The sequence below is a fragment of the Devosia sp. genome (assembly GCF_017307565.1).
In the GTDB taxonomy this organism is placed as follows: Bacteria; Pseudomonadota; Alphaproteobacteria; order Rhizobiales; family Devosiaceae; genus Devosia.
In genome coordinates, this window is record NZ_JAFKHD010000342.1 from 1 (window position 1) to 23,786 (window position 23,786).

The 23,786-nt window shown below is 62.4% G+C and carries 30 protein-coding genes, 1 pseudogene and 1 riboswitch; of the genes and pseudogenes, 20 read left to right on the plus strand and 11 right to left on the minus strand.

Features of this window, described 5'->3' with window-relative positions; genetic code table 11:
- The coding region (locus J0I64_RS13175) for a DMT family transporter (protein WP_291408938.1) at positions 1-765 on the plus strand (765 nt) is incomplete at its 5' end.
- A 24-nt stretch (positions 766-789) separates the two neighbouring features.
- On the opposite strand, the gene hemB is transcribed toward J0I64_RS13175, so the two are convergent.
- A complete protein-coding gene (gene hemB, locus J0I64_RS13180; protein WP_291408940.1) occupies positions 790-1,803 on the minus strand; it encodes a porphobilinogen synthase in 1,014 nt (337 codons plus the stop codon).
- A 180-nt stretch (positions 1,804-1,983) separates the two neighbouring features.
- On the opposite strand from hemB, the gene J0I64_RS13185 reads away from it, so the two are divergent.
- Positions 1,984-2,373 (plus strand): hypothetical protein, encoded by a 390-nt coding sequence (locus J0I64_RS13185; protein WP_291408942.1) that lies wholly within the window; start codon positions 1,984-1,986, stop codon positions 2,371-2,373.
- Between the two features lie 246 nt (positions 2,374-2,619).
- Positions 2,620-2,718 carry a DUF2161 family putative PD-(D/E)XK-type phosphodiesterase gene (locus J0I64_RS13190; protein WP_291408993.1) on the plus strand — a complete coding sequence of 33 codons (99 nt, stop codon included), beginning with the start codon at positions 2,620-2,622 and terminating at the stop codon, positions 2,716-2,718.
- A 6-nt stretch (positions 2,719-2,724) separates the two neighbouring features.
- Here the strand turns inward: J0I64_RS13190 and J0I64_RS13195 are convergent, their stop codons facing one another.
- A complete protein-coding gene (locus tag J0I64_RS13195; RefSeq protein ID WP_291408944.1) occupies positions 2,725-3,909 on the minus strand; it encodes an MFS transporter in 1,185 nt (394 codons plus the stop codon).
- A 112-nt stretch (positions 3,910-4,021) separates the two neighbouring features.
- On the opposite strand from J0I64_RS13195, the gene J0I64_RS13200 reads away from it, so the two are divergent.
- On the plus strand, positions 4,022-4,393 hold the full coding sequence (locus J0I64_RS13200) for a helix-turn-helix transcriptional regulator (RefSeq protein ID WP_291408946.1): 372 nt from the start codon (positions 4,022-4,024) through the stop codon (positions 4,391-4,393).
- On the opposite strand, the gene J0I64_RS13205 is transcribed toward J0I64_RS13200, so the two are convergent.
- Positions 4,390-5,121, minus strand: coding sequence for a helix-turn-helix domain-containing protein (locus J0I64_RS13205; RefSeq protein ID WP_291408948.1), 732 nt, complete (start codon positions 5,119-5,121; stop codon positions 4,390-4,392). The two genes, J0I64_RS13200 and J0I64_RS13205, sit on opposite strands and share 4 nt — an antisense overlap.
- A gap of 128 nt (positions 5,122-5,249) precedes the next feature.
- Here J0I64_RS13205 and J0I64_RS13210 point away from each other — a divergent pair, with 128 nt between their 5' ends.
- From J0I64_RS13210 to J0I64_RS13225, 4 genes are all read left to right on the plus strand, one after another.
- The gene (locus J0I64_RS13210; protein WP_291408950.1) at positions 5,250-5,657 is read left to right on the plus strand and encodes a hypothetical protein; all 408 of its coding nucleotides are present in this window, start codon (positions 5,250-5,252) and stop codon (positions 5,655-5,657) included.
- Between the two features lie 212 nt (positions 5,658-5,869).
- Entirely contained in the window at positions 5,870-6,379 is a 510-nt protein-coding gene (locus J0I64_RS13215; RefSeq protein WP_291408951.1) for a winged helix DNA-binding protein, read from the plus strand.
- A gap of 275 nt (positions 6,380-6,654) precedes the next feature.
- On the plus strand, positions 6,655-7,920 hold the full coding sequence (locus J0I64_RS13220) for a L,D-transpeptidase family protein (protein ID WP_291408953.1): 1,266 nt from the start codon (positions 6,655-6,657) through the stop codon (positions 7,918-7,920).
- A 162-nt stretch (positions 7,921-8,082) separates the two neighbouring features.
- Positions 8,083-8,292 (plus strand): hypothetical protein, encoded by a 210-nt coding sequence (locus tag J0I64_RS13225; RefSeq protein WP_291408955.1) that lies wholly within the window; start codon positions 8,083-8,085, stop codon positions 8,290-8,292.
- A gap of 6 nt (positions 8,293-8,298) precedes the next feature.
- Here the strand turns inward: J0I64_RS13225 and J0I64_RS13230 are convergent, their stop codons facing one another.
- Positions 8,299-8,751 (minus strand): BA14K family protein, encoded by a 453-nt coding sequence (locus J0I64_RS13230; protein ID WP_291408957.1) that lies wholly within the window; start codon positions 8,749-8,751, stop codon positions 8,299-8,301.
- A gap of 123 nt (positions 8,752-8,874) precedes the next feature.
- Positions 8,875-9,321 carry a BA14K family protein gene (locus J0I64_RS13235; RefSeq protein ID WP_291408959.1) on the minus strand — a complete coding sequence of 149 codons (447 nt, stop codon included), beginning with the start codon at positions 9,319-9,321 and terminating at the stop codon, positions 8,875-8,877.
- 187 nt (positions 9,322-9,508) lie between these two features.
- Positions 9,509-9,591: riboswitch (ZMP/ZTP riboswitch) on the plus strand.
- Between the two features lie 118 nt (positions 9,592-9,709).
- Between J0I64_RS13235 and glyA the strand changes: the two genes are divergently transcribed.
- From glyA to nusB, 4 genes are all read left to right on the plus strand, one after another.
- Positions 9,710-11,008, plus strand: a complete 1,299-nt coding sequence (gene glyA, locus J0I64_RS13240) for a serine hydroxymethyltransferase (protein ID WP_291408961.1) — start codon at positions 9,710-9,712, stop codon at positions 11,006-11,008.
- Between the two features lie 20 nt (positions 11,009-11,028).
- Positions 11,029-11,508 (plus strand): transcriptional regulator NrdR, encoded by a 480-nt coding sequence (nrdR, locus tag J0I64_RS13245; RefSeq protein ID WP_291408963.1) that lies wholly within the window; start codon positions 11,029-11,031, stop codon positions 11,506-11,508.
- A 70-nt stretch (positions 11,509-11,578) separates the two neighbouring features.
- Positions 11,579-12,052, plus strand: a complete 474-nt coding sequence (gene ribH, locus J0I64_RS13250) for a 6,7-dimethyl-8-ribityllumazine synthase (RefSeq protein WP_291408965.1) — start codon at positions 11,579-11,581, stop codon at positions 12,050-12,052.
- On the plus strand, positions 12,053-12,544 hold the full coding sequence (gene nusB, locus J0I64_RS13255) for a transcription antitermination factor NusB (RefSeq protein WP_291408968.1): 492 nt from the start codon (positions 12,053-12,055) through the stop codon (positions 12,542-12,544).
- A gap of 223 nt (positions 12,545-12,767) precedes the next feature.
- Here nusB and bamE read toward each other — a convergent pair whose 3' ends face one another.
- Entirely contained in the window at positions 12,768-13,214 is a 447-nt protein-coding gene (gene bamE / locus J0I64_RS13260) for an outer membrane protein assembly factor BamE (protein WP_291408970.1), read from the minus strand.
- A 126-nt stretch (positions 13,215-13,340) separates the two neighbouring features.
- Between bamE and J0I64_RS13265 the strand changes: the two genes are divergently transcribed.
- The 8 genes and pseudogenes from J0I64_RS13265 (at position 13,341) to J0I64_RS13300 (ending at position 19,437) form a co-directional block, all read left to right on the plus strand.
- Positions 13,341-13,901 (plus strand): ubiquinol-cytochrome C chaperone family protein, encoded by a 561-nt coding sequence (locus tag J0I64_RS13265; protein ID WP_291408972.1) that lies wholly within the window; start codon positions 13,341-13,343, stop codon positions 13,899-13,901.
- Positions 13,898-14,443, plus strand: a complete 546-nt coding sequence (locus J0I64_RS13270) for a DUF177 domain-containing protein (protein WP_291408974.1) — start codon at positions 13,898-13,900, stop codon at positions 14,441-14,443. The genes J0I64_RS13265 and J0I64_RS13270 overlap by 4 nt, the downstream gene beginning before the upstream one ends.
- Before the next feature lie 82 nt (positions 14,444-14,525).
- Positions 14,526-15,596 (plus strand): phosphate acyltransferase PlsX, encoded by a 1,071-nt coding sequence (plsX, locus tag J0I64_RS13275; RefSeq protein WP_291408976.1) that lies wholly within the window; start codon positions 14,526-14,528, stop codon positions 15,594-15,596.
- Entirely contained in the window at positions 15,593-16,570 is a 978-nt protein-coding gene (locus tag J0I64_RS13280; protein WP_291408978.1) for a beta-ketoacyl-ACP synthase III, read from the plus strand. The genes plsX and J0I64_RS13280 overlap by 4 nt, the downstream gene beginning before the upstream one ends.
- 209 nt (positions 16,571-16,779) lie before the next feature.
- On the plus strand, positions 16,780-17,091 hold the full coding sequence (locus J0I64_RS13285) for an integration host factor subunit alpha (RefSeq protein WP_291408980.1): 312 nt from the start codon (positions 16,780-16,782) through the stop codon (positions 17,089-17,091).
- Between the two features lie 21 nt (positions 17,092-17,112).
- Positions 17,113-17,574 carry a MerR family transcriptional regulator gene (locus J0I64_RS13290; RefSeq protein ID WP_291408995.1) on the plus strand — a complete coding sequence of 154 codons (462 nt, stop codon included), beginning with the start codon at positions 17,113-17,115 and terminating at the stop codon, positions 17,572-17,574.
- Positions 17,575-17,891: 317 nt separating this feature from the next.
- A pseudogene (iolG, locus tag J0I64_RS13295) lies at positions 17,892-18,878 on the plus strand (inositol 2-dehydrogenase); the annotation flags it as partial.
- An 88-nt stretch (positions 18,879-18,966) separates the two neighbouring features.
- Positions 18,967-19,437 (plus strand): hypothetical protein, encoded by a 471-nt coding sequence (locus tag J0I64_RS13300; protein WP_291408982.1) that lies wholly within the window; start codon positions 18,967-18,969, stop codon positions 19,435-19,437.
- Here the strand turns inward: J0I64_RS13300 and iolB are convergent, their stop codons facing one another.
- From iolB to J0I64_RS13325, 5 genes are all read right to left on the minus strand, one after another.
- Positions 19,438-20,238 carry a 5-deoxy-glucuronate isomerase gene (gene iolB / locus J0I64_RS13305; RefSeq protein WP_291408985.1) on the minus strand — a complete coding sequence of 267 codons (801 nt, stop codon included), beginning with the start codon at positions 20,236-20,238 and terminating at the stop codon, positions 19,438-19,440.
- The gene (locus J0I64_RS13310; protein WP_291408987.1) at positions 20,183-20,434 is read right to left on the minus strand and encodes a DUF3329 domain-containing protein; all 252 of its coding nucleotides are present in this window, start codon (positions 20,432-20,434) and stop codon (positions 20,183-20,185) included. Before J0I64_RS13310 ends, iolB begins: the two co-directional genes overlap by 56 nt.
- 36 nt (positions 20,435-20,470) lie before the next feature.
- Positions 20,471-21,388 carry a myo-inosose-2 dehydratase gene (iolE, locus tag J0I64_RS13315; RefSeq protein ID WP_291408989.1) on the minus strand — a complete coding sequence of 306 codons (918 nt, stop codon included), beginning with the start codon at positions 21,386-21,388 and terminating at the stop codon, positions 20,471-20,473.
- A 218-nt stretch (positions 21,389-21,606) separates the two neighbouring features.
- Positions 21,607-23,454 carry a 3D-(3,5/4)-trihydroxycyclohexane-1,2-dione acylhydrolase (decyclizing) gene (iolD, locus tag J0I64_RS13320; protein ID WP_291408991.1) on the minus strand — a complete coding sequence of 616 codons (1,848 nt, stop codon included), beginning with the start codon at positions 23,452-23,454 and terminating at the stop codon, positions 21,607-21,609.
- A 209-nt stretch (positions 23,455-23,663) separates the two neighbouring features.
- A partial coding sequence (locus tag J0I64_RS13325; protein WP_291408997.1) for a 2-deoxy-5-keto-D-gluconate 6-phosphate aldolase domain-containing protein occupies positions 23,664-23,786 on the minus strand: 123 nt, incomplete at its 5' end.

A 23,786-nucleotide genomic window follows, 5' to 3' on the forward strand; every position in this document is an offset into this window, starting at 1 on the left:
ATGCTGGCCATCGTCGCCCCGCTCCATGGCCGCGAAATGGTCCGCACCCAGCGCACCGGTCTGGTTCTCGTCCGCGCCGGCAGCCTCGCCATTGGTTCCCTGCTCGTCAGCTTCGCACTTCAGCGCATGCCAGTCGCCGAAACCACGGCCATCGTCTATCTCACTCCGGTGCTCGTCGTGCTGCTGTCGGGCCCGCTGCTCAAGGAAAAGGTCGGCCCCGGCGCCTGGATTGCTGCGGTCATCGGCTTTGCCGGCGTCTTGCTCATCGCCCGCCCCGGCGGCGGCCTCGATCCGTGGGGCGTGCTCTTCGTTCTCGGCAACGTCGTGGTTTCGGTGACCTACAACCTGCTCTCGCGCGTCCTTGCCCGCACGGAGCGCACCATGGCCATGCTGTTCTATTCGGCGCTCGTCGGCGCCATCGGGTTCGGCATTTTCCTGCCCTGGACCATGCATGGCGTCGCCCCCACGCCGCTCCAGGTCGTGCTCTTCATTGGCCTCGGCGTCTCCGCCTGGCTCGGGCACTATCTCTTCACCCAGTCCTATCGCTATGCACCGGCGGCTCTCGTTGCCCCGATGACTTATATGCACCTGCTCTGGGCGGGTATTCTGGGCTGGCTGGTCTTCGGCCATGCGCCCGAGCCCATCGCCATGGGCGGCATGGCCCTCGTGGCTCTTGCCGGCATCGTTAGCGCCTTCCGCCCCCGCCGTGGCGAGCGCCCGGCCCAGATGGCGGCAGAAGACGGAACGACGGAAAGAGCCGGCTAGGCTCTTTCTCTTTAGGGCCGGGGCTCAGCGCCCCAGCTTGCGCGCCATTTCAAGCGCGTAATAGGTGAGAATCCCGTTCACGCCGGCACGCTTGAAAGCCCAGAGGCTTTCGAGCACCGCCGCGTCGCGGTTGATCGCCCCGGCCGCGCCGGCCAGCTCGATCATCGCGTATTCGCCGCTCACCTGGTAGGCGTAGATCGGCACGTTGAACGCGTCCTTGGCCCGGCGGATGATGTCGAGATAGGGCATGCCCGGCTTGACCATCACGCTGTCGGCGCCTTCCTCGATGTCTTGCGCAATCTCACGCAGCGCCTCGTCGGTATTGGCATAGTCCATCTGATAGGTGCGCTTGTCGCCCCTCAGCCGGCTGCCCGTACCCACGGCCTCGCGGAAGGGCCCATAAAAGCACGATGCATATTTGGCCGCGTAGGACATGATCTGCACATGCTCAAAGCCCTCGGCATCAAGCGCCGCGCGGATTGCCGCCACGCGCCCATCCATCATGTCCGAAGGCGCAATGATATCCGCGCCAGCCTTGGCCTGCACGAGCGCCGATTTCACCATTGCCGCTACGGTCTCGTCATTGAGGATTTCCCCGTCGCGCACGATCCCGTCCTGCCCGTCGCTCGAATATTCATCGAGCGCCACGTCGGCAATCAGCCCGATATCCGGCACCGCCGACTTGACCGCCGCAAGCGTCCGGCACATCAGATTGTCCGGATTATAGGCCTCGGCCCCACTCTCCGAGCGCAGATGGTCCGGTGTATTGGGAAAAATCGCCAGCGCCGGAATGCCCGCATCCCGCGCCGCTTTAGCGGCCTCGACCATCAGGTCGATGGACAGCCGTTCGACGCCCGGCATGGTCTTAATGGCGGTCTTCTCGTTCTGCCCCTCGATCACGAAGAGCGGCCAGATCAGGTCGCGCGGCAGCAGTTCGGTTTCCCGCACCATGTCCCGGCTCCACGCGGTCCGCCGCGTCCGCCGCTGCCGGCGGCCATCGAGAAAGGACATGTCATGCTTTGGCCAGTTCTGCGTCATTCTTCTGTTCCTTGCCGCGTAAGTTGGCGCCCACCAGCCGAACACCTCCCCCTTGATAGGGAGGTCGGGACGGATGGGGCCACACGCACCGCACTCAACTCTTCCCGCCTCATACCAGCCACGCCCTCGGCCTCCAAGCCGCCGCTTGTCGCAGCCCGTGCCGCTCGCTACTAAAGAGCCATGTCGTTCAAATCTCCCCAATTGGGTCTCTATATCCGCATCGTCGCTTTGCTCAGTCTGCTGCTGGGCCTCAGCGATGCCGGCCGCCTGCTCGGCGTCAATCTCGGCGCGACAAGCCCCGTGGCCGTTCTCGGTCCCACCGGTTTCGTGCTGCTCGCCATTTTCTCGCTGTCGCGCCTCTTTGCCGGCGTCGGCCTCTGGCTCAAGGCCAGCTGGGGCGCAGTGCTGCTCGTCAGCTCGACCGCCGCCGAACTGGCGCTCTATCTCTCCGGCAGCCAGGATATCCACATGTCCGCCGTCGGCTTTGCCGTGCGCATCGTACTCTTGGTTGCCATCTCTGCCATTTTCGCCCTCAGCTTCCGCTTCACCCGGGCTCAGGCAACCGATTGAACCACTCGGGGCCCGGCCAACGGCTCCGCCGCGCCCGAGACTCAGCTAGTCAGGCTCGTGCCCATCTGGACCCAAACGAGCGCGATGGCCGAGGCCGAGGCCGACCGCCATCTTCCACTCAAGGCCTCATGGAAGGCGCGGGCTATTCCGTCAAAGGCGAGGTCAACGGCTGTGATCTCAAGCGGCGCGTCGGATATCCGCAAAAGGGCGGCGGACGCGGCAAGCCGATCATGATCCCCTTCAATTCTGCGCAGCAATGTCCATGGCTGGTTTGCGCGCGAAAGCCGCGGCATCTACGGCCTCACCGAACTCGGCAAGGCCGCCGTCACGCCGCCGCAGGGTTGATCGATCTCACCCCAGCCGCGCCGGCATGGCCTCTGCCCGACGCCTTGCTGCGCCATTGAACAGAATTCCGAGCACCGCAAGGAAGGGCAGTATCGCGCCGATCCAGCCGAGATCGCTGGCCGAGCCATATTGCAGCACGAGGCCACCCAGCAGCGAGCCGCCGGCAATCCCGAGATAAAGCGCCGAAGCATTGAGCGACAGAACCAGTGGTGCGGCTGCCGGCGCGAGGCTCAGGAGGTGGCTCGATTGCGCCGGAGGAAAAGCCCAGCCGGTAGCGCCCCAGAAAAGCACGATGGCAAAGAAGACCGGTCCGGCAAAGGGCCCTGGAACATGCGCTGCCGCCGATATGGTCAGAAGCATCAGAGCATTGAGCAGAGCTGCCCCGACAACAGTCGGCCGTGCCCCGATCCGGTCGGCCAGTTGCCCGCCCGCTGCATTGCCGAAAGCGGCGCCCACGCCAAAGGTCAGCAACACAGCCGGCACCAGGTCGCGCGGCAACCCGATCGACTGCGTGGTGACGATGGCGAGGTAGAGGATAACGGTAAAAGCGCCGGCAAGATTGAGCAGCGTCGTCAGCAATGCGCCGGGCACGCCGGGCAGGGCGACGGCTGCTATCCTCTGGCGCAAGCTCAACTGCTGGCCGCGCAGACCGGCCGGCAGCATGACCCAGATCGAAACCGCAGCGATAAGGGCGAAGACGGCCACCATGGCATAGGTGCCGCGCCACCCGATCAGGCCCGCCACCAGCGCCCCGAGCGGCGCGCCAAAGGCCACGGCCATAGTCGTACCGCCGACAATGGCGGCAATGGCGCGCGCCCTGTGGTCTGGGGACGAAATAGCGACGCCCGTAGCCTGCGCCGTGGCCGTGTAGAGGCCCGCCGAAAAGGCCATCAGGATGCGGGCCGCCATCAGGTCGAAATAACCCTGGGAGAGGCCGGCCCAAATCGCCCCCCCGGCAAAGACCACGGCGGCGCCGGTCAGGATGCGGCGGCGGTCGGCCGTGCCGCTCAACGCGGCGAGAATGGGTGCGCCAAAGGCATTGGCCAGCGCAAAGGCGAGAACGAGATAACCGGCCTGGGTGAGCGTGGCGCCGGTTGAATCGGCAATCTGCGGCAGGAGGCTCGAAATGGCAAAACTCTCGACGCCGATGGCGAAGGTGCCCACGGCCAGCCAAATGAGACGGATATCCATGATCGGATCCTTTGTCCAAAATTCATTGGACAATTGAACCTCAGCCGATCTGGAGTCAATATCTAGTTCAATGGATATTGAACTAGTGCTGCCTCCGGGATAAATATGAGCCATGAGCCTGCCGCATCCCGAGACCGATCAGATCACCCTTCCCAATGTGCTTGCCGCGCTGGGCGACGACACGCGCCTTGCCATCATCGGGTGTCTCGCCCGCTGCGATGCTTCGGGCGGTCTTGTCTGCGGCCAGTTTAGCGGCCTCACCTCGAAGACCAACCTGACCTATCACGTGGCCAAGCTGCGCGAGGCTGGTGTCATCAATGTCCGGCCCGAAGGCACCAAGCGTCGCGTAACGCTCCGCCGCGATGACCTCGATCAGCGCTTTCCCGGCTTTCTCGATAGCGTCATCGCCACGGCCATCGATCTTCCCGCCGTCGAAACGACGATGCGCGAGCTCGCATCTGCGACAGAGCCCGGCTCCGCCTAGGCCGGGTGAAACTGCTCGATGGTGATTTCCTCGGCCAGCGCGTCCTGAGGCGCGCCAAAACTCGTCACCGTGGTGAACCAGCGCGTCGCCTGTCCACCAATACGGAATTCGAGCGGTAGCAGCACCTGCCCAAGCGCACCCTCGGGCCGCACGCTCAATTCCTCCACGCCCTCATGCCGCTTTACCCGCATGAGCACCCGCGCCACCGGTGATCCCGGCCCATGCCGCCGCACGCCTTCGCGCAGGCGATGCATCATATAGCCCGCCACCTCCGCCCAATTGACGATCGAGTCGCGCACGGCCCCGTCTTCAAAGACAAGGTCCGCCAGGTTGAGCCGCTTCTCCGGCAGCGCCTCGACACCCAGCAGCGCCATCGCCGCGCCATTGGCCTCCAGAATGTCGAAAGCCGCATCGAGCACGATGGCGGGGTAGGGCCCATGCGCCTTGAGCAGCAATTGCGCCGCCTGGCGCAATTCGCTCATCTGTGGGCTCAGCCAGTCATTGTCGCCGTAATGCGGCGCAAACCCCGCGGCGACCAACAGGCCATTGCGCTCGCGCAGCGGCAGGTCCAGCGCCTCGGCCAGCCGCAGCACCATCGCCGGGCTCGGCCGCGCCCGCGCCGATTCCAGAAACGACAGGTGCCGCGCCGATACCTCGGCTGCCAGTGCCAGGGCCATCTGGCTCATTCCGCGTCTATTGCGCCATTCGCGCAGCGCCGTTTCAAACATCTCGTCCTCCGATGCCCCCAACCTGCCGCAGCCGGGCGCGCAATTCCATTACCCCGCAGGTAATTGTCGTCATGACCTCCCCCACGTCACCCTCCAGCCATCGACAACCCGATCTCTGGAGATCAGCCATGACGACCGCCGCCCGCCCCCTGACCTTTTTGGAACCGAGCCTCGTCTACCGCCTCGATGCGGGCATTTCCGGCTCGATGGGCCTCTGCCTCTTTGTCCTGGCCACGCCCCTCGCCACACTGGTCGGTTGGCCGCCCATGCAGACGATCCTTCTTGGCGCCGGAATTTTTCTTCTGCCCTGGGCGCTCTTCAATTGGGCCATCGGCGCCGCCGGCCGGGCAGACCCCATCTCGGTTACCCTCAATATCCTCGGCGACGGTCTCTGGGTCTTGCTCAGTCTCGCACTTCTTGTGCTTCATTCGGCTCAAATGACGCCGATCGGGGTAACCTTGATCGCCGCCCAGGCCCTTGCCGTAGCGGCTGTGTTCGTCACCAAATTGGCCGGGCGTCGCACTCTGCTGGCCTGATCTCAACAACACGGGCGGCCCCGCTGCCGCCCGTTTACGCCTCGGAAAGGTTACAACTTTATCTACCGGTGTGACGAACCGTTAAGCCAAATTCTCATTGCTTTCCAGTAAGATGGCATTAAGCGTGCTGTTTAGGGCGATCTTAGTCCGGCCGTCGTAGTTTGGCCTCATGAGATGCGAAAAATCGCACGCAGAAAAACAGTGAGGCAAAAATGGCAACCAAGTCGAATACCGCTGAGGCTCTCGTCCCGAACCGTCCGGAAGGTCTCAAGCCCCTCTATCTCGAAGCCGTCTCCCGCGTTGAGCGTCTTCACCGTCGCCTGCTCGACCTGATCAAGGATGAGTTCGACCGTATGGGTTGGGACGACATCAACCCGGTCCAGGCGCTGCTGATGTTCAACATCGGCGACAGCGAACTGACCGCCGGCGAGCTGCGTTCGCGTGGTTACTATCTGGGTTCGAACGTCTCCTACAATCTGAAGAAGCTGGTCGAGACCGGTTACATCTTCCAGGAGCGCTCGCGCACTGACCGCCGTTCGGTCCGCATCCGCCTCACCCCCAAGGGCGAGGAAGTCGCGGAAGTCATCGACGAACTCTATGACCGTCACCTCAAGTCGATCGACAAGGTCGGTGGCCTCGGGGACGAAGAGTTCGACAACCTGAACAAGGCTCTGGCCCGTCTCGAACGCTTCTGGGTCGATCAGATCCTCTACAAGCTCTGATTGTTTTCGGGGCAGGGCCCCGACCAATCGAACAGCATGCGGGTGTAGGCTTGTGTTGCCTCCACGCCACACTCTTTGCGGAGACGCCGGCCATTGGCCGGCGTTTTCTTATTTGCGCCGCAAATCCGGGGCACCCGATTACGTGGTTTTTAAACCATTCCTCGACTATGGGTGAGCTTGCCGCATGGTTCACAAGGCGTTGACAGCCATTGTGGGGCACTGGATGGCAGTGATAATCGCGCCCAAAGTGGCGACAGATTCGTTCAGGTGACGATATGCGGGTAAATCGACGTTCCTTTCTCCAGACCATGGCCATCGCTGGAGCCAGCACCGCGCTGCTGCCCACCATGGCAAGGGCCCAGGAAGGCGAGTCGATCTGGGATATGTTCGCGCGCAATCGTGTGCTGCGCGATGCAGACCAGGGCGGCGCGACTGCTGCCGCTCAGGAGCTGATCTCCACCAATGAGCCGATCCTGTCCTACGACACGGTCTACAATCTGCAGCTCGCCATTTCCCAGTACGAGCCCTTCGTTGCCGCCGGTGGCTGGGAAGCCATCCCGCAAGAAGCCTATGGCCTCAATCTCGGCAAGTCCTCGCGCGCCGTCGTTGCCCTCAAGCGCCGTCTGATTTCTTCGGGCGACATGCCCATGGTCGAAAACGTCAACGACATTTTCGACGCCCCGACCGATGCCGGCGTCCGCGCTTTCCAGGCCCGCCACGGTCTCGTCGTCAACGGCCAGGTCGATGAAGCCACCTGGTACGCCATGGCCGTGCCGGCGCAGCAGCGACTGCAGCAGCTCTACCTCAATTTCACGCGCGTCCAGAGCATGGCCGCCAAGCTCAACCCGCGCTATGTGGTTGTGAACATTCCCGCCGCCACTATCGAAGCCGTCAACGACGGCATGGTCGAGCAGCGCCACACCGCCGTCGTCGGCCGCGTCGATCGTGCCACCCCGATCATGGCGAGCAATATCCACCAGATCAATTTCAACCCCTACTGGCACGTACCCAAGTCGCTGGTCCGCCAGGACCTGACCAAGTACATGCAGCAGAATCCCAACTACCTGACCGAGCAGAATATTTTCATCTACGACGGCTCCGGCAACAAGATCGATCCGCAGACGATCAACTGGGCCAACATCACCGATGCGCAGGTGAATTACATGTATCGCCAGGAACCTGGCGCGGCCAATTCCATGGGCCACTGCAAGATCAACTTCTACAACCCCTACGATTGCTACCTGCACGATACGCCGTCGAAAGCCCTGTTCGGCGAAAACGCCCGCTTCCACTCGTCGGGCTGCGTCCGCGTCGATGGCGTCAACCAGCTGGTCAACTGGTTGCTGCGGGACAATGGCGATTGGGATCAGAACAAGGTCGACTCGACGTTCGACGCGCTGCAGCGCCTCGACGTGCAGGTAAAGGCCAAGGTGCCGATCCACACGACCTACATCACCGCCTGGGCCAACCGCAAAGGTACGGTCAGCTTCCGCGACGACGTCTACAAGTTCGATGAACAGGGCAAGGTGTCCTTCGGCTAAGCCGGAATCCTCAAGTCATGCGAATAAAGACATCCCCCCGAAAGCGGGGATTTTCTTGTGTGGTGACGCCCCGTTCCCGCGACGCGCCCGTCCGATCCGCATCATTTCTGACTCCGCGCCTTCCCGAATCCCTGCTAAAGTCTTCACGACAATGGAGGTCCGATGTCAGGCGGGGTTCTTTTTGAATTCGTGCAAATGGGCCAGGTTATGCGCGTCGCCGCCATCGATGAGGTGACGGGCACCGAAGTCTTTGTTATTACCCCGGTCAGTGCAACGCGCCTGCAAATGGAGCGCGTTGCTCTTGCTAAACTCAGGCGCAAGCTGGGCGAACCTGAGCCGCCGCCCCCGTCTCCGCGGGGGCGCTACGCCTAGACAGTGCTAGAGCCTGCAGGCGTGCCGGATACCGTCATATCCAAGGAACGTGTTGGACCGTTCGTCATACGACCGGTAACGCGCGTAGCACGCTGCGACGTGGGAGTCGTAGTTGTTGGCGCGGCCGACGACCACATCGCCACCCCGATAGTTGTTCCCATTGGCAAGTATCGAGCCGATAGCCGCGCCGAAGGTGAACCCAAGGATCCCCGAGGCGATGTTGTCGATGGATGAACGGCGCGAATAGTAGAAGTCATTGTACTGACGGTCATTCCAGCGGCCGCCATAAAAGCCCTGGCAATCGCGATCCCATGGATTCCGATCGCAATATGTCTGGATCACCTTGTAACGCTGGCCATAACTCATCGTTACCGATTGCGCCTGCGCGGGCACGATAGCACCCAGTGCGACTACACCGGTCAGGGCGAGGCTGCTGACAAGACTTGCTAACTTTCTCATTTCTCCACTCCCGGGCCGAGGCCCGCTAATGCTGAATGAGGAGTCAATGTCCGGATAGGGCAGGTAGTTGCAAACTATCCCGTCAAGCCGGAGCGCAAGAGCTCCGGCTCGATCGATTTGGCGTTAGAGCGTGCAGGGATGGCGGATGCCATCGTAGCCGAGGAATGTGTTGGTCCGCTCGTCGTAGGACTTGTAGCGCTGGTAGCAGCGCGCCACGTGGCCGCTGTCGCGACGGGTAGTGGTCGGGGCAGGGCGCGTGTTGGTGTTCTTGTTGCTGTTGGCGATGGCGCCGCCGATGATCGCGCCGATGGCGAGGCCGAAGATACCGGCGATCAGCGGGTCGAGGTCGCTGCGGTTGCGATAGTAAAACGCGTCATAGTCCCTGGCGCTCCAGAACCACCAGCCGTCGCAATCGCGGTCCTGCGGATAGCGCTGGCAATAGGCCTGCACCACCTGCTGGCGCTGGCTGAAGCTTAGGGAATTGTCCTGGGCCTGGGCCGGCGTGAAGCTTGAAATGGACAATAGGCAGGTCATGGCCACTGCCGTCAGTTTGTTTGCGAGCGGTTTCATTGATCCCTCCTGGATGATCGCAAGCTGATTGCCGTCAGATTGCATGCGAGGTCTTCAGGAAGGGTTCGCTAGGGTGGTGAAGGTCGCGCATCCGGATTCGGTAAAATCCAATATTCTGAGCGCTGATAGTAAGTTGGGTTGTCTTGCCGGAAGCCCTTCACATGCTGGCCGCTTTGAGCCATATTCACCGCGTTCGCGCGACTGGCGAGAAGAGATGGGGAACCATCGGGGAACGCGAACTATATAGAGCCGCTCGCCTGGGCACCCAATCATGATCAGGATGCCCGATGAAACCAGCACTGTCATCGCGACCTTGGATTTTGTCGGCGTGTCGTGGTAAAGCCACCGCCAGCCCGATAAGCCTGATCCTTCTTGAGGAAACCTACGCATGAGCGCAGCGACCGGCAATTCGCTTTTCCCTAAATTCTTTACTGCCTCCACCGCCGAAACCGATCCGGAACTTGCCAAGGCAATTCAGGACGAACTCGGCCGCCAGCAGGGCGAGATCGAGCTGATCGCCTCGGAAAACATCGTGTCCCAGGCCGTGCTTGAGGCCCAGGGCTCGGTGCTGACCAACAAGTACGCTGAAGGCTATCCGGGCAAGCGCTACTATGGCGGCTGCCAGTATGTCGACGTGGCCGAAACCCTCGCCATCGAGCGCGCCAAGGAACTCTTCGGCGTCGCCTTCGCCAACGTCCAGCCCAATTCCGGTTCTCAGGCAAACCAGGGCGTCTACCAGGCCCTGATCCAGCCCGGCGACACCATCCTCGGCATGTCGCTCGACGCCGGTGGTCACCTGACCCATGGCGCCAGGCCCAACCAGTCGGGCAAATGGTTCAATGCCGTCCAGTACGGCCTGCGCAAGCAGGACGGCCGCGTCGATATGGACCAGGTCCGTCAGCTCGCCCGTGAGCACAAGCCCAAGATGATCGTTGCCGGCTTCTCGGCCTATTCGCGCGTCATGGACTGGGCCGAGTTCCGCGCCATTGCCGATGAAGTCGGCGCGATCCTTTTCGTCGACATGGCCCACGTTGCCGGCCTCGTCGCTGGCGGTGTGTACCCGAGCCCGTTCCCGCACGCCCACGTCGCCACCACGACCACCCACAAAACCCTGCGCGGCCCGCGCGGCGGCCTGATCCTCACCAACGAGGAAGACATCGCCAAGAAGATCAACTCGGCCATTTTCCCGGGCATCCAGGGCGGCCCGCTGATGCATGTCATCGCGGCCAAGGCCGTGGCCTTCAAGGAAGCCCTGCAGCCCGAGTTTAAGCTCTACGCCCAGCAGGTCGTGGCCAATGCTCAGGTTCTGGCCGAAACTCTCGTCAAGGGCGGCGTGGACATCGTCTCGGGCGGCACCGACAACCACCTGATGCTGGTCGACCTCCGTCCCAAGGGCCTCACCGGCAAGGCGACGGAAGCCGCTCTCGGCCGCGCCCACATCACCTGCAACAAGAACGCCGTTCCCTTCGATCCGGAAAAGCCCGCGATCACCTCCGGTGTGCGTCTCGGCACCCCGGCGGGTACTACCCGCGGCTTCGGTACGGCCGAGTTCCAGCTGATCGGCGAACTGATCATCGAAGTGCTCGATGGCCTCAAGACCAATGGTGATGACAATAACGGCGCCGTCGAAGCCGAAGTCCGCGCCAAGGTGAAGACGCTGACCGACCGCTTCCCCATCTACAACTGATCTGAAAGGGCCACATAAGGATGCGCTGCCCCTATTGTGGCAATGACGATACCCAGGTGAAGGATAGCCGCCCGACCGAAGATTCGGGCGCTATCCGCCGCCGCCGCGTGTGCAATGCCTGCGGCGGCCGCTTCACCACCTTTGAGCGCGTGCAACTGCGCGATCTCACCGTGGTCAAGAAGACGGGCCGAAAAGTCCCCTTCGACCGTGAAAAGCTCACCCGCTCGGTCAATACGGCGCTGCGCAAGCGCTCGGTCGATCCCGAACGCGTCGAGCGCATGATTTCAGGCATCGTTCGGCAGCTCGAAAGCCTGGGCGATGTTGAAATCACCTCCGACCAGATCGGTGAATATGTGATGGTTGGCCTAAAGGGCCTCGACCACGTCGCCTTCGTGCGCTTCGCCTCGGTCTACAAGAATTTTGCCGGTCCCGACGATTTCCGCGATTTCCTCGCCGAGCTTGATTCCGACGTCAGCGAACCTTCCCCCGAAGACGATTGATCCAGTCTCGCCTTGCCCGCCGTTGCGGGGCGGACTATGGGGTTGAGTAGCTAGCACAAGGACGTCGGCTATGGATTCTTACGGCGAACGCTTTTCGATAGAGCCCAATTCGGCTGCGGGTCTGCATTTCCTCATCGTCGAGGGCAGGGCCTATCCCGGTATCGCCGACGAAATGAAGGCCGGTGCCTCTGCTGCGCTCGAGGCAGCAGGCGCCACCTTTGACGTCGTAGCCGTGCCTGGGGCCATGGAAGTGCCCGTCGGCGTCGCCATGGCGCTCGAAACCGGCAGCTATGACGGCTTCGTTGCCCTCGGCTGCGTCATCCGTGGCCAGTCCAATCACTACGTCGCCGTTGCCAGCGAAAGCATCCGCGCCCTCTCCGAATTGGCGGTGGTGGATGCTTTGCCGCTGGGCATCGGCATTCTTACGGTCGAGAACGAAGGCCAGGCTTGGACCCGCGCCCGCGTCGCCGATGGCGACCGCGGTGGCGATGCCGCCCGCGCCGCCCTCGCTCTCGCCGCTCTCAAGGCAAAGTTGAACGCATAAATGACTGATACGCCCCCCATTCCCACCAATTCGCGTCCGGCCAACCAGCGCGGCGCCGCCCGCCTCGCGGCCGTCCAGGCGCTCTACCAGATGGATGTGGGGCGCCAGACGCTGGAAGACACGCTGGCCCAGTTCAGCGCCTTCCATCTCGGCCGCGAACTTGAAGGCGAGCAGTATCTGCCCGCCGACGCCGATTTCTTCGGCCAGATCGTGCGCGGCGTCACCAAGAACCAGCTCGAGATCGATCCGGCCATCGACAAGGCCCTGGCCGCCGACTGGCCGATCGAACGCATCGATTCCACCCTCCGCGCGATTCTGCGCGCCGCGGTCTTTGAACTCCTGCGCCGCCGCGACATCCCGGCCCGCGTCGTCATCACCGAATATGTTGACGTCGCCCGCGCCTTCTTTGAGGAAGACGCCTCCGGCATGGTCAACGCCGCCCTCGACTCCATCGCCCGCTCCGCCGGCGTGGATCTCGACAAGAAGGGCTGAGCGCTCAGCCCTCCCTGCCCATGGCGTCATTCACGCGAAAGCGAAACGCCGCGCATTTGCAGGTTTGAATCGGACATTGCCCCAAACTCGATGCGACACCTCCCCCTTTATGGGGGAGGCCGGGAGGGGGTGACGTGAGCCCCAATCCCTCCGACCGGCCACCACAAACAAAAAGCCCCGGCCAAAACCGGGGCTTTTCCAATTCTCTGCGTTCCGAAAAACCTCAGAACGACTGCAGGATCTGGTCGATAAAGGTACGGTCTTCGCCGAACGACTGGGTGCGGCGGCTTTCCACCGTCACGGTCTTGCCGTCTGCGGCGCTGTAGACGGCCTTGTCGACGACCTTCTTGTTCTTGTCGAAATAGATGGCCAGCACGGTGCGCTCCAGCGCCGTCGTCACGCCGAACGAGGTCTGCTGCACCTTGGTCTGCACATAGTACCAGGCGCTCTGGTCACCAAAGGTGTTGGTCGACTGCGGCGAGCCGAGCACCAGGGTTACGAGCTGCTGGCTCTGCCCGACGCGAACCTGCTGCATGGCGCTTTCGGAAATTTCGTAGCCCTGCGTTTTCTTGGTCACGAGCGAAGTGCTGCTCGTGCAGGCGGTCAGCGCGACAGCCAGGGCTGCGGCGGTGATCACAGCGAATGGAGCGGAAGCAATACGCATGGGCATGAATTTGACTTTCCCGATGGCTCTCGACTATGGGCGTTTCAACAAGGCGCGTGCCCCTTGGCCGCCGGAATGTGTAGCTGTCAACCAAGCTTATTGGCAAGCTGACATTGGGTCGGCGAACGATGCATGTGTTTGACCCATCCCGAGGCTGAGCGCAATCCCATGATCCTGTCTCTGTTCCGCAAAAACACGGCCACCGACGCTGTTTATGGCGTCTATAGAGCCATTGTGGCGCAATCCCGGCAACCCGTTTTCTATGCTGAATGGGGGGTGCCGGATACTGTTACCGGGCGTTTCGACATGATCAGCCTGCACATGGCGCTGGTTTTCCGCCGCCTGCGCGCCAACAAAACCTCCAAGGGTTTCAGCCAGGCAGTGTTTGATCTCTTCTTTAAAGACATGGATCGGTCGCTGCGCGAAATGGGGGCAGGGGACCTCGGCGTGCCCAAGAAAATCCAGAAGATGGGTAATCTCTTCTTCGGCCTTCTTGCTGCCATCAACGAGGCTATGGATCGCAATGACAGGGAGGCGCTCGCCGCCGTGTTCTCGCGCAATATTTTCGGCGATGCCGGCCTCGAACATGCCTTTGCTCTGGCCGACTACGCGCTGGAGCAGGACCGGGTGCTCGCAGCTCAGCCGGTCGATTCCATCACCGGTGGTACCGTGACTTTCGGAACATCAGCATGAATGACCATTTCGAGCCGCTTTTCGACGCCGTCGTCCGCATCGACAAACTGCCCGCCGCCGGCCGGTCGGTAAGCGTGGACGCCGATGAAAAGACGCGCGCCGCCATTGCAACGGCGATGAAGCTGACCTCGGTCCAGCGGTTTGTTGCAAACCTCAGCGTCGTGCCGCTGCGCGGCGGGCTGCGTGCCCAGGGCCGGCTTCAGGCCAGCATCACCCAGCCATCCATCGTCAGCTTCGAGCCGGTCAGCCAGGACATCGACGAGGAAGTCGATCGCGTCTTCCTGCCCGTGCCGCACGGCCACCAGGCGCCCGCGCCGGGCTCGGAAGTGTTCATCGATCTTGAAGATGACGATTTTCCGGATCATATCGACGGGCCCGAGGTTGATCTCAGCGCTCTCCTGATCGAAACCCTGGCTCTTGCCATCGATCCATATCCGCGGCGCGAGGGCGAAGACGTTGCTTCGCTCGACGTCGATCTCGGAAATGGTGAAGGCGGAGCATTCGCCGCTCTGGCCCGTCTGAAGGACAAGGGCGAAAACTGAACCTTGCCGCGCAGGGCTTGCACCCACTTCCCTATGGGATATGTTGGCATGCCTGCCCAAGCGGGCCGAAAAACGGGCTGAAATGACCGAATACATAACGATCTCAGTGGATGCCATGGGCGGCGACCACGCTCCGCGCGCAGTCATCCACGGGGCAGACCTCGCATTGCGCGAGCGTAAGAATACCCGTTTCATCTTCCATGGTCGTCAGGAGCAGATCGCTCCGCTCCTCGAAGAGTTCCCCCGGCTCAAGGCCGCGTGCGAGGTGCGTCACTGTGAAGAAGTGATCGCCATGGACGAAAAGCCCAGCCAGGCCCTCAGGAAGGGCAAGGGCGTGTCGTCCATGTGGATGGCCATTCAGGCGGTCAAGGACGGCGAGGCCGACGTAGCCATTTCGGGCGGCAATACCGGCGCCCTCATGGCCATGGCCACTTTCTGCCTCCGCCCCATGGAAGGCGTCTCGCGCCCCGGCATCGCGGCCATCTGGCCGACCGTGCGCTCCGACATCATCGTGCTCGACATGGGCGCCACCATCGGTGCCGATGCCCGCCAGCTCGTCGACTATGCCATCCTTGGTTCCGCGCTCGCCCGCGCCCTCTTTGATTCCGAGCTGCCCACCGTGGGTCTGCTCAATATCGGCACCGAAGAGGTGAAGGGGCTCGACTACATCAAGGAAGCCAGCAAGATCCTGCAGCAGGCCAATGGCGCCGGCTTCACCTATCATGGCTTCGTCGAAGGCGACGATATCGGCAAGGGCACGGTGGACGTCGTCGTCACCGAGGGCTTTGTCGGCAATGTCGCACTCAAGACCGCAGAGGGCACCGCGCGCCAGGTCGCGAGCTATCTCCGCACCGCGCTCAAGGCCAATTGGATCAGCATGCTTGGCGCCTTCTTCGCCTCGTCCGCGCTGACCGCCCTTCGCCGCAAGATGGACCCCCGCGCCGTCAATGGCGGCGTCTTCATGGGCCTCAACGGCATCGTCATCAAATCCCACGGCGGTACCGACGAGATCGGCTACAACAGCGCCCTGGGCCTTGCTTATGAAATGGCGCGCAGCAACCTGATCGAAAAGATCGGCGACAGCATGCGTCGCTTCCCAGTCAATATCGCGGCCTCCGAGCCGTCTTCCGATCCCGAGGCCAAGTCGGCGTGACCAGAGTTCGTTCCATTGTGCGTGGGGTTGGCAGCTACCTGCCCCAAAAAATCCTGACCAACACGGAATTGGCCAAGACGGTCGATACGTCCGACGAGTGGATTCAGCAGCGCGTCGGTATCAAGGAGCGCCATGTTGCGGCCGAGGGTGAGTTCACCTCCGACCTCGCCGTCGCCGCTGCCCGCGCCGCCCTCGACAATGCCGGGCTCACCCCCGATGACATCGACCTCATCGTTGTCGCCACCACGACGCCCGATTACACCTTCCCGGCTGCTGCGACGCTGGTGCAGATGAAGCTCGGCATGCATCACGGCTTCGCCTTCGATATCCAGGCGGTCTGCTCGGGCTTTGTCTATGCCGTCACCACGGCCGACACCTATCTCAAGGCGGGCCTTGCCAACCGTGCCCTCGTCATCGGGGCCGAAACCTTCACGCGCCTGCTCGACTGGACTGACCGCACCACCTGCGTGCTCTTCGGCGACGGTGCCGGCGCCATGATTCTCGAACGTGTCGAACTCGCCGATGGCGAACCCGAGCGCGGCGTCATCGCTTCGGCCCTGCGGTCCGATGGTCACCATTGGGAAAAACTCTACGTCGATGGCGGCCCCTCGACCACCGGCACGACCGGCCACGTACACATGGCTGGCGCCGAAGTCTTCCGTCACGCCGGCGGCAAGATCACTGACGTTGTCTACAAGGCGCTCGAACAGGGCGGCTACACCGTGGACGATCTCGACTGGTTCGTGCCGCACCAGGCCAACAAGCGCATCATCGACGGGGCAGGGGCCAAGCTCGGCCTGCCGCCCGAAAAGGTCGTGATGACGGTCGATGTCCACGCCAATACCTCGGCCGCCTCCGTACCCCTGGCCCTGAGCGTTGCCGTGGCAGATGGCCGCATCAAGCAGGGCGATCTCGTCATGCTCGAGGCCATGGGCGGCGGATTTACCTGGGGAGCCTCGCTCATTCGCTGGTAGTCCGGCATCGAACGATTGACCTCAAGCGTTTCAAGGCGTTAGTGTCCTCGCGGGTCGGAGGAACCTGACGTTGAGGTCCGGTGGAGCGTCACCGTGGCCGCGTCGATTGAGGGATGGTTTCCTGCCAGTTTGCTCGCGCGAACTGGCGACAGCGGAAGAAAAAATAGCACGCTGGCTTGGGAAGCCAGTCCAGAACCACGGGGGTGCGAATGACGCAGAAGACGGTAACGCGGGCGGACCTGGCGGAAGCTGTTTACGGTTCTGTCGGCCTGTCGCGAACCGAGTCGGCCGAACTGGTCGAACGTGTTCTCGAACTCATCACCGACGCGCTGATCACCGGCGCCAATGTGAAACTCTCCTCCTTCGGCTCCTTCCAGGTGCGTTCCAAGAACGAGCGGATCGGCCGCAATCCCAAGACCGGTGAGGAGGTTCCGATCCTGCCCCGCCAGGTTCTTGTGTTCAAACCCAGCAACGTGTTGAAGTCCAAAATCAACAAGTCTATGGTCACCTCTGAAAAGTAAGGCTTTCTTACTGGAGGGGTGATCGGTTTGGACAAGTCTCCAGACGCATTCCGGACAATCTCAGAGGCCGCGGAAGAGCTCGATCTTCCCCAGCACGTCCTGCGATTCTGGGAAACCCGCTTCGCCACCATAAAACCTCTGAAGCGTGGCGGCGGACGCCGCTACTATCGTCCGGAAGACGTCCTGCTGCTGCGTGGCATCCGCCATTTGCTGTACGATCAGGGCTTTACCATCAAGGGCGTGCAGAAGATCCTCAAGGATCAGGGCCCGCGCTATGTCATCGCCGTCGGCGAAGGCAAGGGTCTCGACGAGATCATCCCGCTCATCGAAGAAGCGCAGGCGGCCGCCGACGAAGCGGAAATCGAAGAAGCCGTAATGACGGCCGACCCGAGCCTCGACGAAGAATCGCGCGAAAAGCTCTCCGAAGTCCTTCGCGAGCTCCTCGAGTGCAAACGCATCCTCGAACGGGCCCGCGAGCACTGAGGCTCTTTCACATCTGCCACCCCACCTACGGTGTCATCCCCGCGAAAGCGGGGATCTCTGTTTCAGGCGAGGGGGCGCCTTCGCGGACAACCCCCGCGCGTAACTCCCCCTCCATCGTCACCACCGGGCTTGTCCCGGTGGTCCACGCCCTAGCAAGCGGGATTGCCGGAACAAGTCTGGCAATGACGAACACCGCGAGCCTTATGGGAAGGCGGGCACGGCCTCCAAATCCCACCACCGATGTTAGAATTCTCATTCCATCCACCCAAAAAATCGCCTATTCATTCCACACCAATCTTCGGGTGGAGGAACCCACTATGACCGTTCGTTTTGGCCTGCTCGGCGCCGGCCGCATTGGCAAAGTTCACGCTAAGGCCATCGGCTCCAATTCCAAGGCGAAACTCGTCGCCGTCGCCGACCCCATGGCTGAGGCAGCGAACGCTATCGCCACCCAATATGGCGCTGAGGTGCGCACCATTGACGCGATCCTGGCATCGTCCGATATCGACGCCGTCGTCATCTGCACCCCGACGGACACCCATGCCGACCTCATCGAGCGCTTCGCCCGCGCCGGCAAGGCCATCTTCTGCGAGAAGCCGGTCGACCTCGACATCGAGCGCGTCAAAGCCTGCATCAGCGTCGTCGACGAAACCTCGGCCACCCTCATGGTCGGCTTCAACCGCCGCTTCGACCCCCACTTCCAGGCCGTCAAGCAGGCCATCGCCGATGGCGCCATCGGCACCGTCGAAATGGTCACCATCATCTCGCGCGATCCCGGCGCGCCGCCGGTCGACTACATCAAGCGCTCGGGCGGCATTTTCCGCGACATGACTATCCATGACTTCGACATGGCGCGCTTCCTCCTCGGCGAAGAAATCGACGCAGTCACCGCCCAGGCCTCTGTTCTCGTCGACCCCGCCATCGGCACCGCCGGCGACTATGACAGCGTCTCGGTGATGCTCTCCACGGCCTCCGGCAAGCACGCCACCATTTCGAACTCCCGCCGCGCCACCTATGGCTACGACCAGCGCATTGAGGTCCACGGCTCCAAGGGCGCCGTCTCGGCCGAAAACCAGCGCCCGGTCTCCATCGAAGTCGCCAATGCCGACGGCTACACCCGCCCGCCGCTGCACGACTTCTTCATGACCCGATACACCGAAGCTTATGCGCGTGAAATCAGCAGCTTCATCGATTTCGTTGAATCAAAGTCCCCGGCCAGCCCCAGCGGAACCGATGGTCTCATCGCCCTGGCCCTGGCCGACGCCGCCGTGAAATCGGCCAAGGAAGGCCGCACGGTCAAAGTCAGCGAGAAATCGACTACAAAAGGCAAAGGGCGCCATTGCGGCGCCCTTTTTTCGTTTAGGCTGGTGCTGTCCAAATCCCGGTGAGCCCATGAAATTCCTGCCGCTGCTTTTCAGCCTTCTGCTGGTCTCGCCCGCCGCCGCTGAAATGGCCGATCCGTCCTCCGCCGTCACCCTGCGCGGCAAGTGCCAGTCGCTGACCGCTGGCGCCGAGGACCTGGGCAATATCTGCGCCAGCGAGATCATGCAGGTGATCTACACCGATCATCACATGGAGCTCGTCGTCTGGACCGACGACCCCAGCGGCCGCTTCATCGTTTTCAGCGGAGAGATGGAGCAGGGGCCCGACGCCAAGAGTTTTCAGCACGTCGACCTGGTCATTGCCGCGCCCGACGGCAGCGGGGATCGCAACGTCACCTACAAGGCCAAGGGCCTTTGCACCTTCGGTGACTATCGCGCCGGCAATGCCCAATATCGTTGCGAAGCCGTCACCAAGGACGGCTCCGTCTACAACTTCGCTTTCCTCACCGACGCCGGCGCGCCCGAAAACATGCTGGACTGACTACTTCAGCATCCACTCATGCTCGGGCGCATTGTGGAATTTCCACACGCGCTTCGGCCCGGCCATGACGTTGAGGTAGTAGAGATCATACCCCGCCGTCGTTGCCACCGGATGATAACCCCGCGGCACCAGCGTCACATCGCCATCCTCGATCGCCATCGCCTCATCAAGGCTCCGGTCATCAGTATAGACGCGCTGAAAGCCAAAACCCTGCGGCGGGTTGAAGCGATGGTAATAGGTCTCTTCCAGAAAACTCTCGTGCGGAAGATTGTCCTGGTCGTGCTTGTGCGGCGGATAGGACGAAGTATTGCCCTGCGGGGTGACCACCTCCACCACCAGCAGCGCGTTAGCCGAGCCATCGTCCTCGGGCATGATATTGTAGACATGCCTGACATTGGCACCCTTGCCACGCGTCAGCCGTGGATGCGTCCCCGGCTGAATAACCTTGGCATGATAATCCCCGCCGCCCGGCGCCGAGCACACGGCCAGTTCCAGGTCCGTGGTGGCATCCACAGCCCAGTTGCGCCCTGCGGGCACATAGAGCGCCCAGGGCGCGCCCTCAAAGGGGCTCATGCGCTCGCCAAGCTCGCCAAAATCTTCCCCATCCACGGCAAAGCGTCCTTTGCCGCTGACGATGACAAGGCAAACCTCGCGCTCGCCCGTTTCCTCGCCATAGGCCTGCCCCGGTTTTAGCCGGTGCAGCCCAAAGCCGACATGGGTCCAGCCCGCCGAAGCGGGCGTTACGTCATGAATCCGACCGGTCTTGTTCGTCGGTCGAACCAGCAGGGGGGAGTGCGTCATTCTTGGGCTCCTCCTTCGGGAAGGCATAGAAGAAATTGTAGAGCGCATAGGCCAGCGCCGCGCCGACCAGCACGATCCACAGCGTTTCCTTGGTCCAGATCGCCTCCCAGGCGAGCCAGATTGCCAAAAACACCACCACGGCCACGCGCCGCCACAGCGGCCGGAACCAGTTCAGATCATTTTCCTTGAGAGCCATGCACTCACCCTTTGTTTGCGCAAGCTCTAGCAAACCCTAGCCGTTCGGAAAACCTTGCGTCTCGACGGTATACCCGGCCGCCGTCATCACCCGCATGAGTTCCTTGTGGCCCACCTGCGCCATTTTCAGCGGCGGGTTCTTCTTCGGGTCCTGCTCGGCCTCGACCACGAACCAGCCCTCATAGCCATGATCCGCCAGCCGCTGCACGATCGCCCCGAAATCGAGCGAGCCATCCCCCGGCACTGTAAAGGCACCCAGCGCCACAGCATCGAGGAAACTCTGCTTCGTCCGATCCAGCCCATCGACGACCGAGCGCCTGATATCCTTCACATGCACATGGTTGATCCGCCCATGGTGCTTATCAATCGCCCGCAACGGATCGCCGCCCGCAAAAGCCAGGTGCCCCGCGTCGAGCAGCAGCGGAATGCCTTCCCCCGAAGCCGCCATGAACGCATCGAGCTCCGGCTCGGTCTCAACCACAGCCGCCATATGGTGATGATAGCTCAGCGGCATGCCCTGCTCGGCACACCATTCGCCAAACGCGGTCACCTTCCGCCCATAAGCCTTCATCTCGTCGTCCGAAAGCTTCGGCTTCTGCGCCAGCGGAATCTCGCGCTTGCCCTGGATCGACCGGCCCACCTCGCCATAAACGATGCAAGGCGCGCTTACGGCCTTGAACAGCTCGATCATCGGTAGAATGCGGTCCTTGTTGGCCGCCAGCTCTTCCTCGACCAGCGTGCCCGAAAACCACCCGCCGCAAAGCGTCACGTCGGCCGCGCGAAGGATCGGCAGCATCACCTCCGGATCATCCGGAAACCGCCGTCCCTTCTCCATGCCGGTAAACCCAGCCGACCGCGATTGCCGCAGGCACTCTTCGAGCGACACATCATCGCTCAGCTCCACCAGATCGTCGTTCCACCACGCAATGGGCGACATCCCAAGTTTGGCTTTCATTCTTTTGGTCTCTCCTAGTCCGCCGCTCTTCCCCTCGCCCCTTGCGGGAGAGGGACAGACTTTTCGCGTTCAGCGAAAAGTCAGGGTGAGGGGTTCTATCCCCACGTTCAATTCTCTAAATTCCGTCGTCATTGCCGGGCCTGTCCCGGCAATCCATCTCGCCTCCGCGTGGACCACCGGGACAAGCCCGGTGGTGACGATCGCTTTGGTGTCAGCCCTCACCCAATCTGCCGCGCCTGCAACGCCTTCAAATACCCTTCGCGCGCCGCGTTCACCTGGGCTCGCTCGCTAACCTCCGGCACCGCCACATCCCACCAGTGCCCACCGGCATCCGTGGTGATGAGCGGATCGGTATCAATGACAATCACCGTGGTCCGGTCCGCATCCGCCGTCTCGGCCAGCGCCGTTTCCAGCTCGGCAATCGACCCAACCTTGCGGCTCACTGCCCCCATCGCGGCCGCATGCGCGGCAAAGTCGATGCCCGGCAGCGTGACGTGATGGGTATCCTTGAGCAGGTTGTTAAAGTTCGCCCCGCCGGTCGCCATCTGTAGTCGGTTGATGCAGCCATAGCCGGCATTATCCAGCAACACGATCGTCAGCTTGGCCCCCAGCATGATCGAAGAGACGATCTCCGAGTTCAGCATCATGTAGCTGCCATCGCCGACCATCACGACCACGTCGTCCTCGGGCCGCGCCAGCTTCACGCCGAGCCCGCCGGCGATCTCATAGCCCATGGTCGAAAAACCATATTCGAGATGGTAGCTGCCCGGCGCATCCGCCTTCCAGAGCTTGTGCAATTCACCCGGCAAACCGCCCGCCGCACAAATCACCGTCGCCTTCTGCCGAGCCCGCTGTACCGCCCCGATCACCTGCGCATCCGATGGCAATTCGGCATTGGTCGGCCCGGTCGCCGTGTCAGCGTCCAGCAGCCATTTATCCTTTTCCCGCATGGCCTTATGGGTCCAGTCGGAATCAACCTGCCAACCCATCAGCGCAGCATCCAGCGCTTCAAGTCCTACGCGAGCATCGCTCACGAGCGGCAGCGCCCCATGCTTGCCCGCATCGAACGGCTGCACATTGAGCCCGATGATTTTCACCGCCTCGTTCTTGAACAGCGCCCACGAGCCAGTGGTGAAATCCTGTAGCCGCGTACCGACCGCGATCACCACATCGGTCTCTTCTGCCAGCGCGTTCGATGCTGAAGAACCGGTAACCCCGACGCTACCCATATTGAGCTCATGCCCATGGGGCAGGGCACTCTTGCCCGCCTGCGTTTCCATCACCGGAATGCCATGTTCCTCGGCGAAGGCGGCAAGGCTCTCGCTCGCCTCCGAATAGAGCACGCCACCACCCGCAATGATCACCGGCTTCTTCGCCAGCTTGATCGCCGCCGCGGCCGTCGCGAATTCGTCGGCATCGGGCATGATCCGCCGCGGCACCCAAACCTTCTCGGCAAAGAAGCTCTCGGGATAGTCATAGGCTTCCGCCTGCACATCCTGACAAAGGCTCAGCGTCACCGGCCCGCATTCGGCCGGGTCCGTAAGCACTTGCATGGCCCGCCGCAGCGCCGGAATGACCTGCTCCGGCCGCGTGATCCGATCGAAATAACGGCTGACGGGGCGGAAGCAGTCATTGGCCGAAACCGTACCGTCGCCCCAATCTTCCACCTGCTGCAAGACCGGGTCGGGCAACCGATTGGCAAACACATCGCCCGGCAGCAGCAGCAGCGGAATCCGGTTCACATGGGCCAGCGCCGCCGCCGTCACCATGTTCAGCGCGCCCGGCCCGATCGAGCTGGTCACCGCCATGAAGCGGCGACGGAAGCTCGCCTTGGCATAGGCAATCGCCGCATGCGCCATGCCCTGTTCATTCTGCCCGCGATAGGTCGGCAGCGTGTCCTTGACGCTGTAAAGCGCCTCGCCCACCCCTGCCACATTGCCATGGCCGAAAATGGCAAAGACCCCGCCAAAGATCGGTACGGTCTCCCCGGCAATGACCGTCTTCTGCGCCGTAAGAAAACGCGCAACAGCCTGCGCCATGGTCAATCGAACAGTTTTCTGGCTCATGGCCACTCCTCGTATCCCTCGGTGTCATTCCCGCGAAAGCGGGAACCTCCGTTTTATTTCTTGGGCCGGGGCCACCCCCTCCCATCCTCCCCCATCAAGGGGGAGGTGCATATCGAGTTTGGGGCTAGACCTCGCAAACCCCACCGGCCAACACCTCCCCCTTGATGGGGGAGGAGGGAGGGGGTGGAGGAGAGCCACAAAACTAGAGCCTAAGCCCCATCCCAGGCCGCTACCAATCCCGCAAACCGCTGCGCCATTTCGGCCACGGCCTCATCATCGCCGATCCGCCCGTCGAGCCAGGCCCGCGCCGCATCGCCAAAGATCGTCCGCCC

Bases quoted from the DNA above. Each gene is read 5' to 3' on its own strand.
- hemB (WP_291408940.1), bottom strand. From the start codon at position 1,803: ATGACGCAGAACTGGCCAAAGCATGACATGTCCTTTCTCGATGGCCGC.
- J0I64_RS13185 (WP_291408942.1), top strand. From the start codon at position 1,984: ATGTCGTTCAAATCTCCCCAATTGGGTCTCTATATCCGCATCGTCGCT.
- J0I64_RS13195 (WP_291408944.1), bottom strand. From the start codon at position 3,909: ATGGATATCCGTCTCATTTGGCTGGCCGTGGGCACCTTCGCCATCGGC.
- J0I64_RS13200 (WP_291408946.1), top strand. From the start codon at position 4,022: ATGAGCCTGCCGCATCCCGAGACCGATCAGATCACCCTTCCCAATGTG.
- J0I64_RS13205 (WP_291408948.1), bottom strand. From the start codon at position 5,121: ATGTTTGAAACGGCGCTGCGCGAATGGCGCAATAGACGCGGAATGAGC.
- J0I64_RS13210 (WP_291408950.1), top strand. From the start codon at position 5,250: ATGACGACCGCCGCCCGCCCCCTGACCTTTTTGGAACCGAGCCTCGTC.
- J0I64_RS13215 (WP_291408951.1), top strand. From the start codon at position 5,870: ATGGCAACCAAGTCGAATACCGCTGAGGCTCTCGTCCCGAACCGTCCG.
- J0I64_RS13220 (WP_291408953.1), top strand. From the start codon at position 6,655: ATGCGGGTAAATCGACGTTCCTTTCTCCAGACCATGGCCATCGCTGGA.
- J0I64_RS13225 (WP_291408955.1), top strand. From the start codon at position 8,083: ATGTCAGGCGGGGTTCTTTTTGAATTCGTGCAAATGGGCCAGGTTATG.
- J0I64_RS13230 (WP_291408957.1), bottom strand. From the start codon at position 8,751: ATGAGAAAGTTAGCAAGTCTTGTCAGCAGCCTCGCCCTGACCGGTGTA.
- J0I64_RS13235 (WP_291408959.1), bottom strand. From the start codon at position 9,321: ATGAAACCGCTCGCAAACAAACTGACGGCAGTGGCCATGACCTGCCTA.
- glyA (WP_291408961.1), top strand. From the start codon at position 9,710: ATGAGCGCAGCGACCGGCAATTCGCTTTTCCCTAAATTCTTTACTGCC.
- nrdR (WP_291408963.1), top strand. From the start codon at position 11,029: ATGCGCTGCCCCTATTGTGGCAATGACGATACCCAGGTGAAGGATAGC.
- ribH (WP_291408965.1), top strand. From the start codon at position 11,579: ATGGATTCTTACGGCGAACGCTTTTCGATAGAGCCCAATTCGGCTGCG.
- nusB (WP_291408968.1), top strand. From the start codon at position 12,053: ATGACTGATACGCCCCCCATTCCCACCAATTCGCGTCCGGCCAACCAG.
- bamE (WP_291408970.1), bottom strand. From the start codon at position 13,214: ATGCCCATGCGTATTGCTTCCGCTCCATTCGCTGTGATCACCGCCGCA.
- J0I64_RS13265 (WP_291408972.1), top strand. From the start codon at position 13,341: ATGTGTTTGACCCATCCCGAGGCTGAGCGCAATCCCATGATCCTGTCT.
- J0I64_RS13270 (WP_291408974.1), top strand. From the start codon at position 13,898: ATGAATGACCATTTCGAGCCGCTTTTCGACGCCGTCGTCCGCATCGAC.
- plsX (WP_291408976.1), top strand. From the start codon at position 14,526: ATGACCGAATACATAACGATCTCAGTGGATGCCATGGGCGGCGACCAC.
- J0I64_RS13285 (WP_291408980.1), top strand. From the start codon at position 16,780: ATGACGCAGAAGACGGTAACGCGGGCGGACCTGGCGGAAGCTGTTTAC.
- J0I64_RS13300 (WP_291408982.1), top strand. From the start codon at position 18,967: ATGAAATTCCTGCCGCTGCTTTTCAGCCTTCTGCTGGTCTCGCCCGCC.
- iolB (WP_291408985.1), bottom strand. From the start codon at position 20,238: ATGACGCACTCCCCCCTGCTGGTTCGACCGACGAACAAGACCGGTCGG.
- J0I64_RS13310 (WP_291408987.1), bottom strand. From the start codon at position 20,434: ATGGCTCTCAAGGAAAATGATCTGAACTGGTTCCGGCCGCTGTGGCGG.
- iolE (WP_291408989.1), bottom strand. From the start codon at position 21,388: ATGAAAGCCAAACTTGGGATGTCGCCCATTGCGTGGTGGAACGACGAT.
- iolD (WP_291408991.1), bottom strand. From the start codon at position 23,454: ATGAGCCAGAAAACTGTTCGATTGACCATGGCGCAGGCTGTTGCGCGT.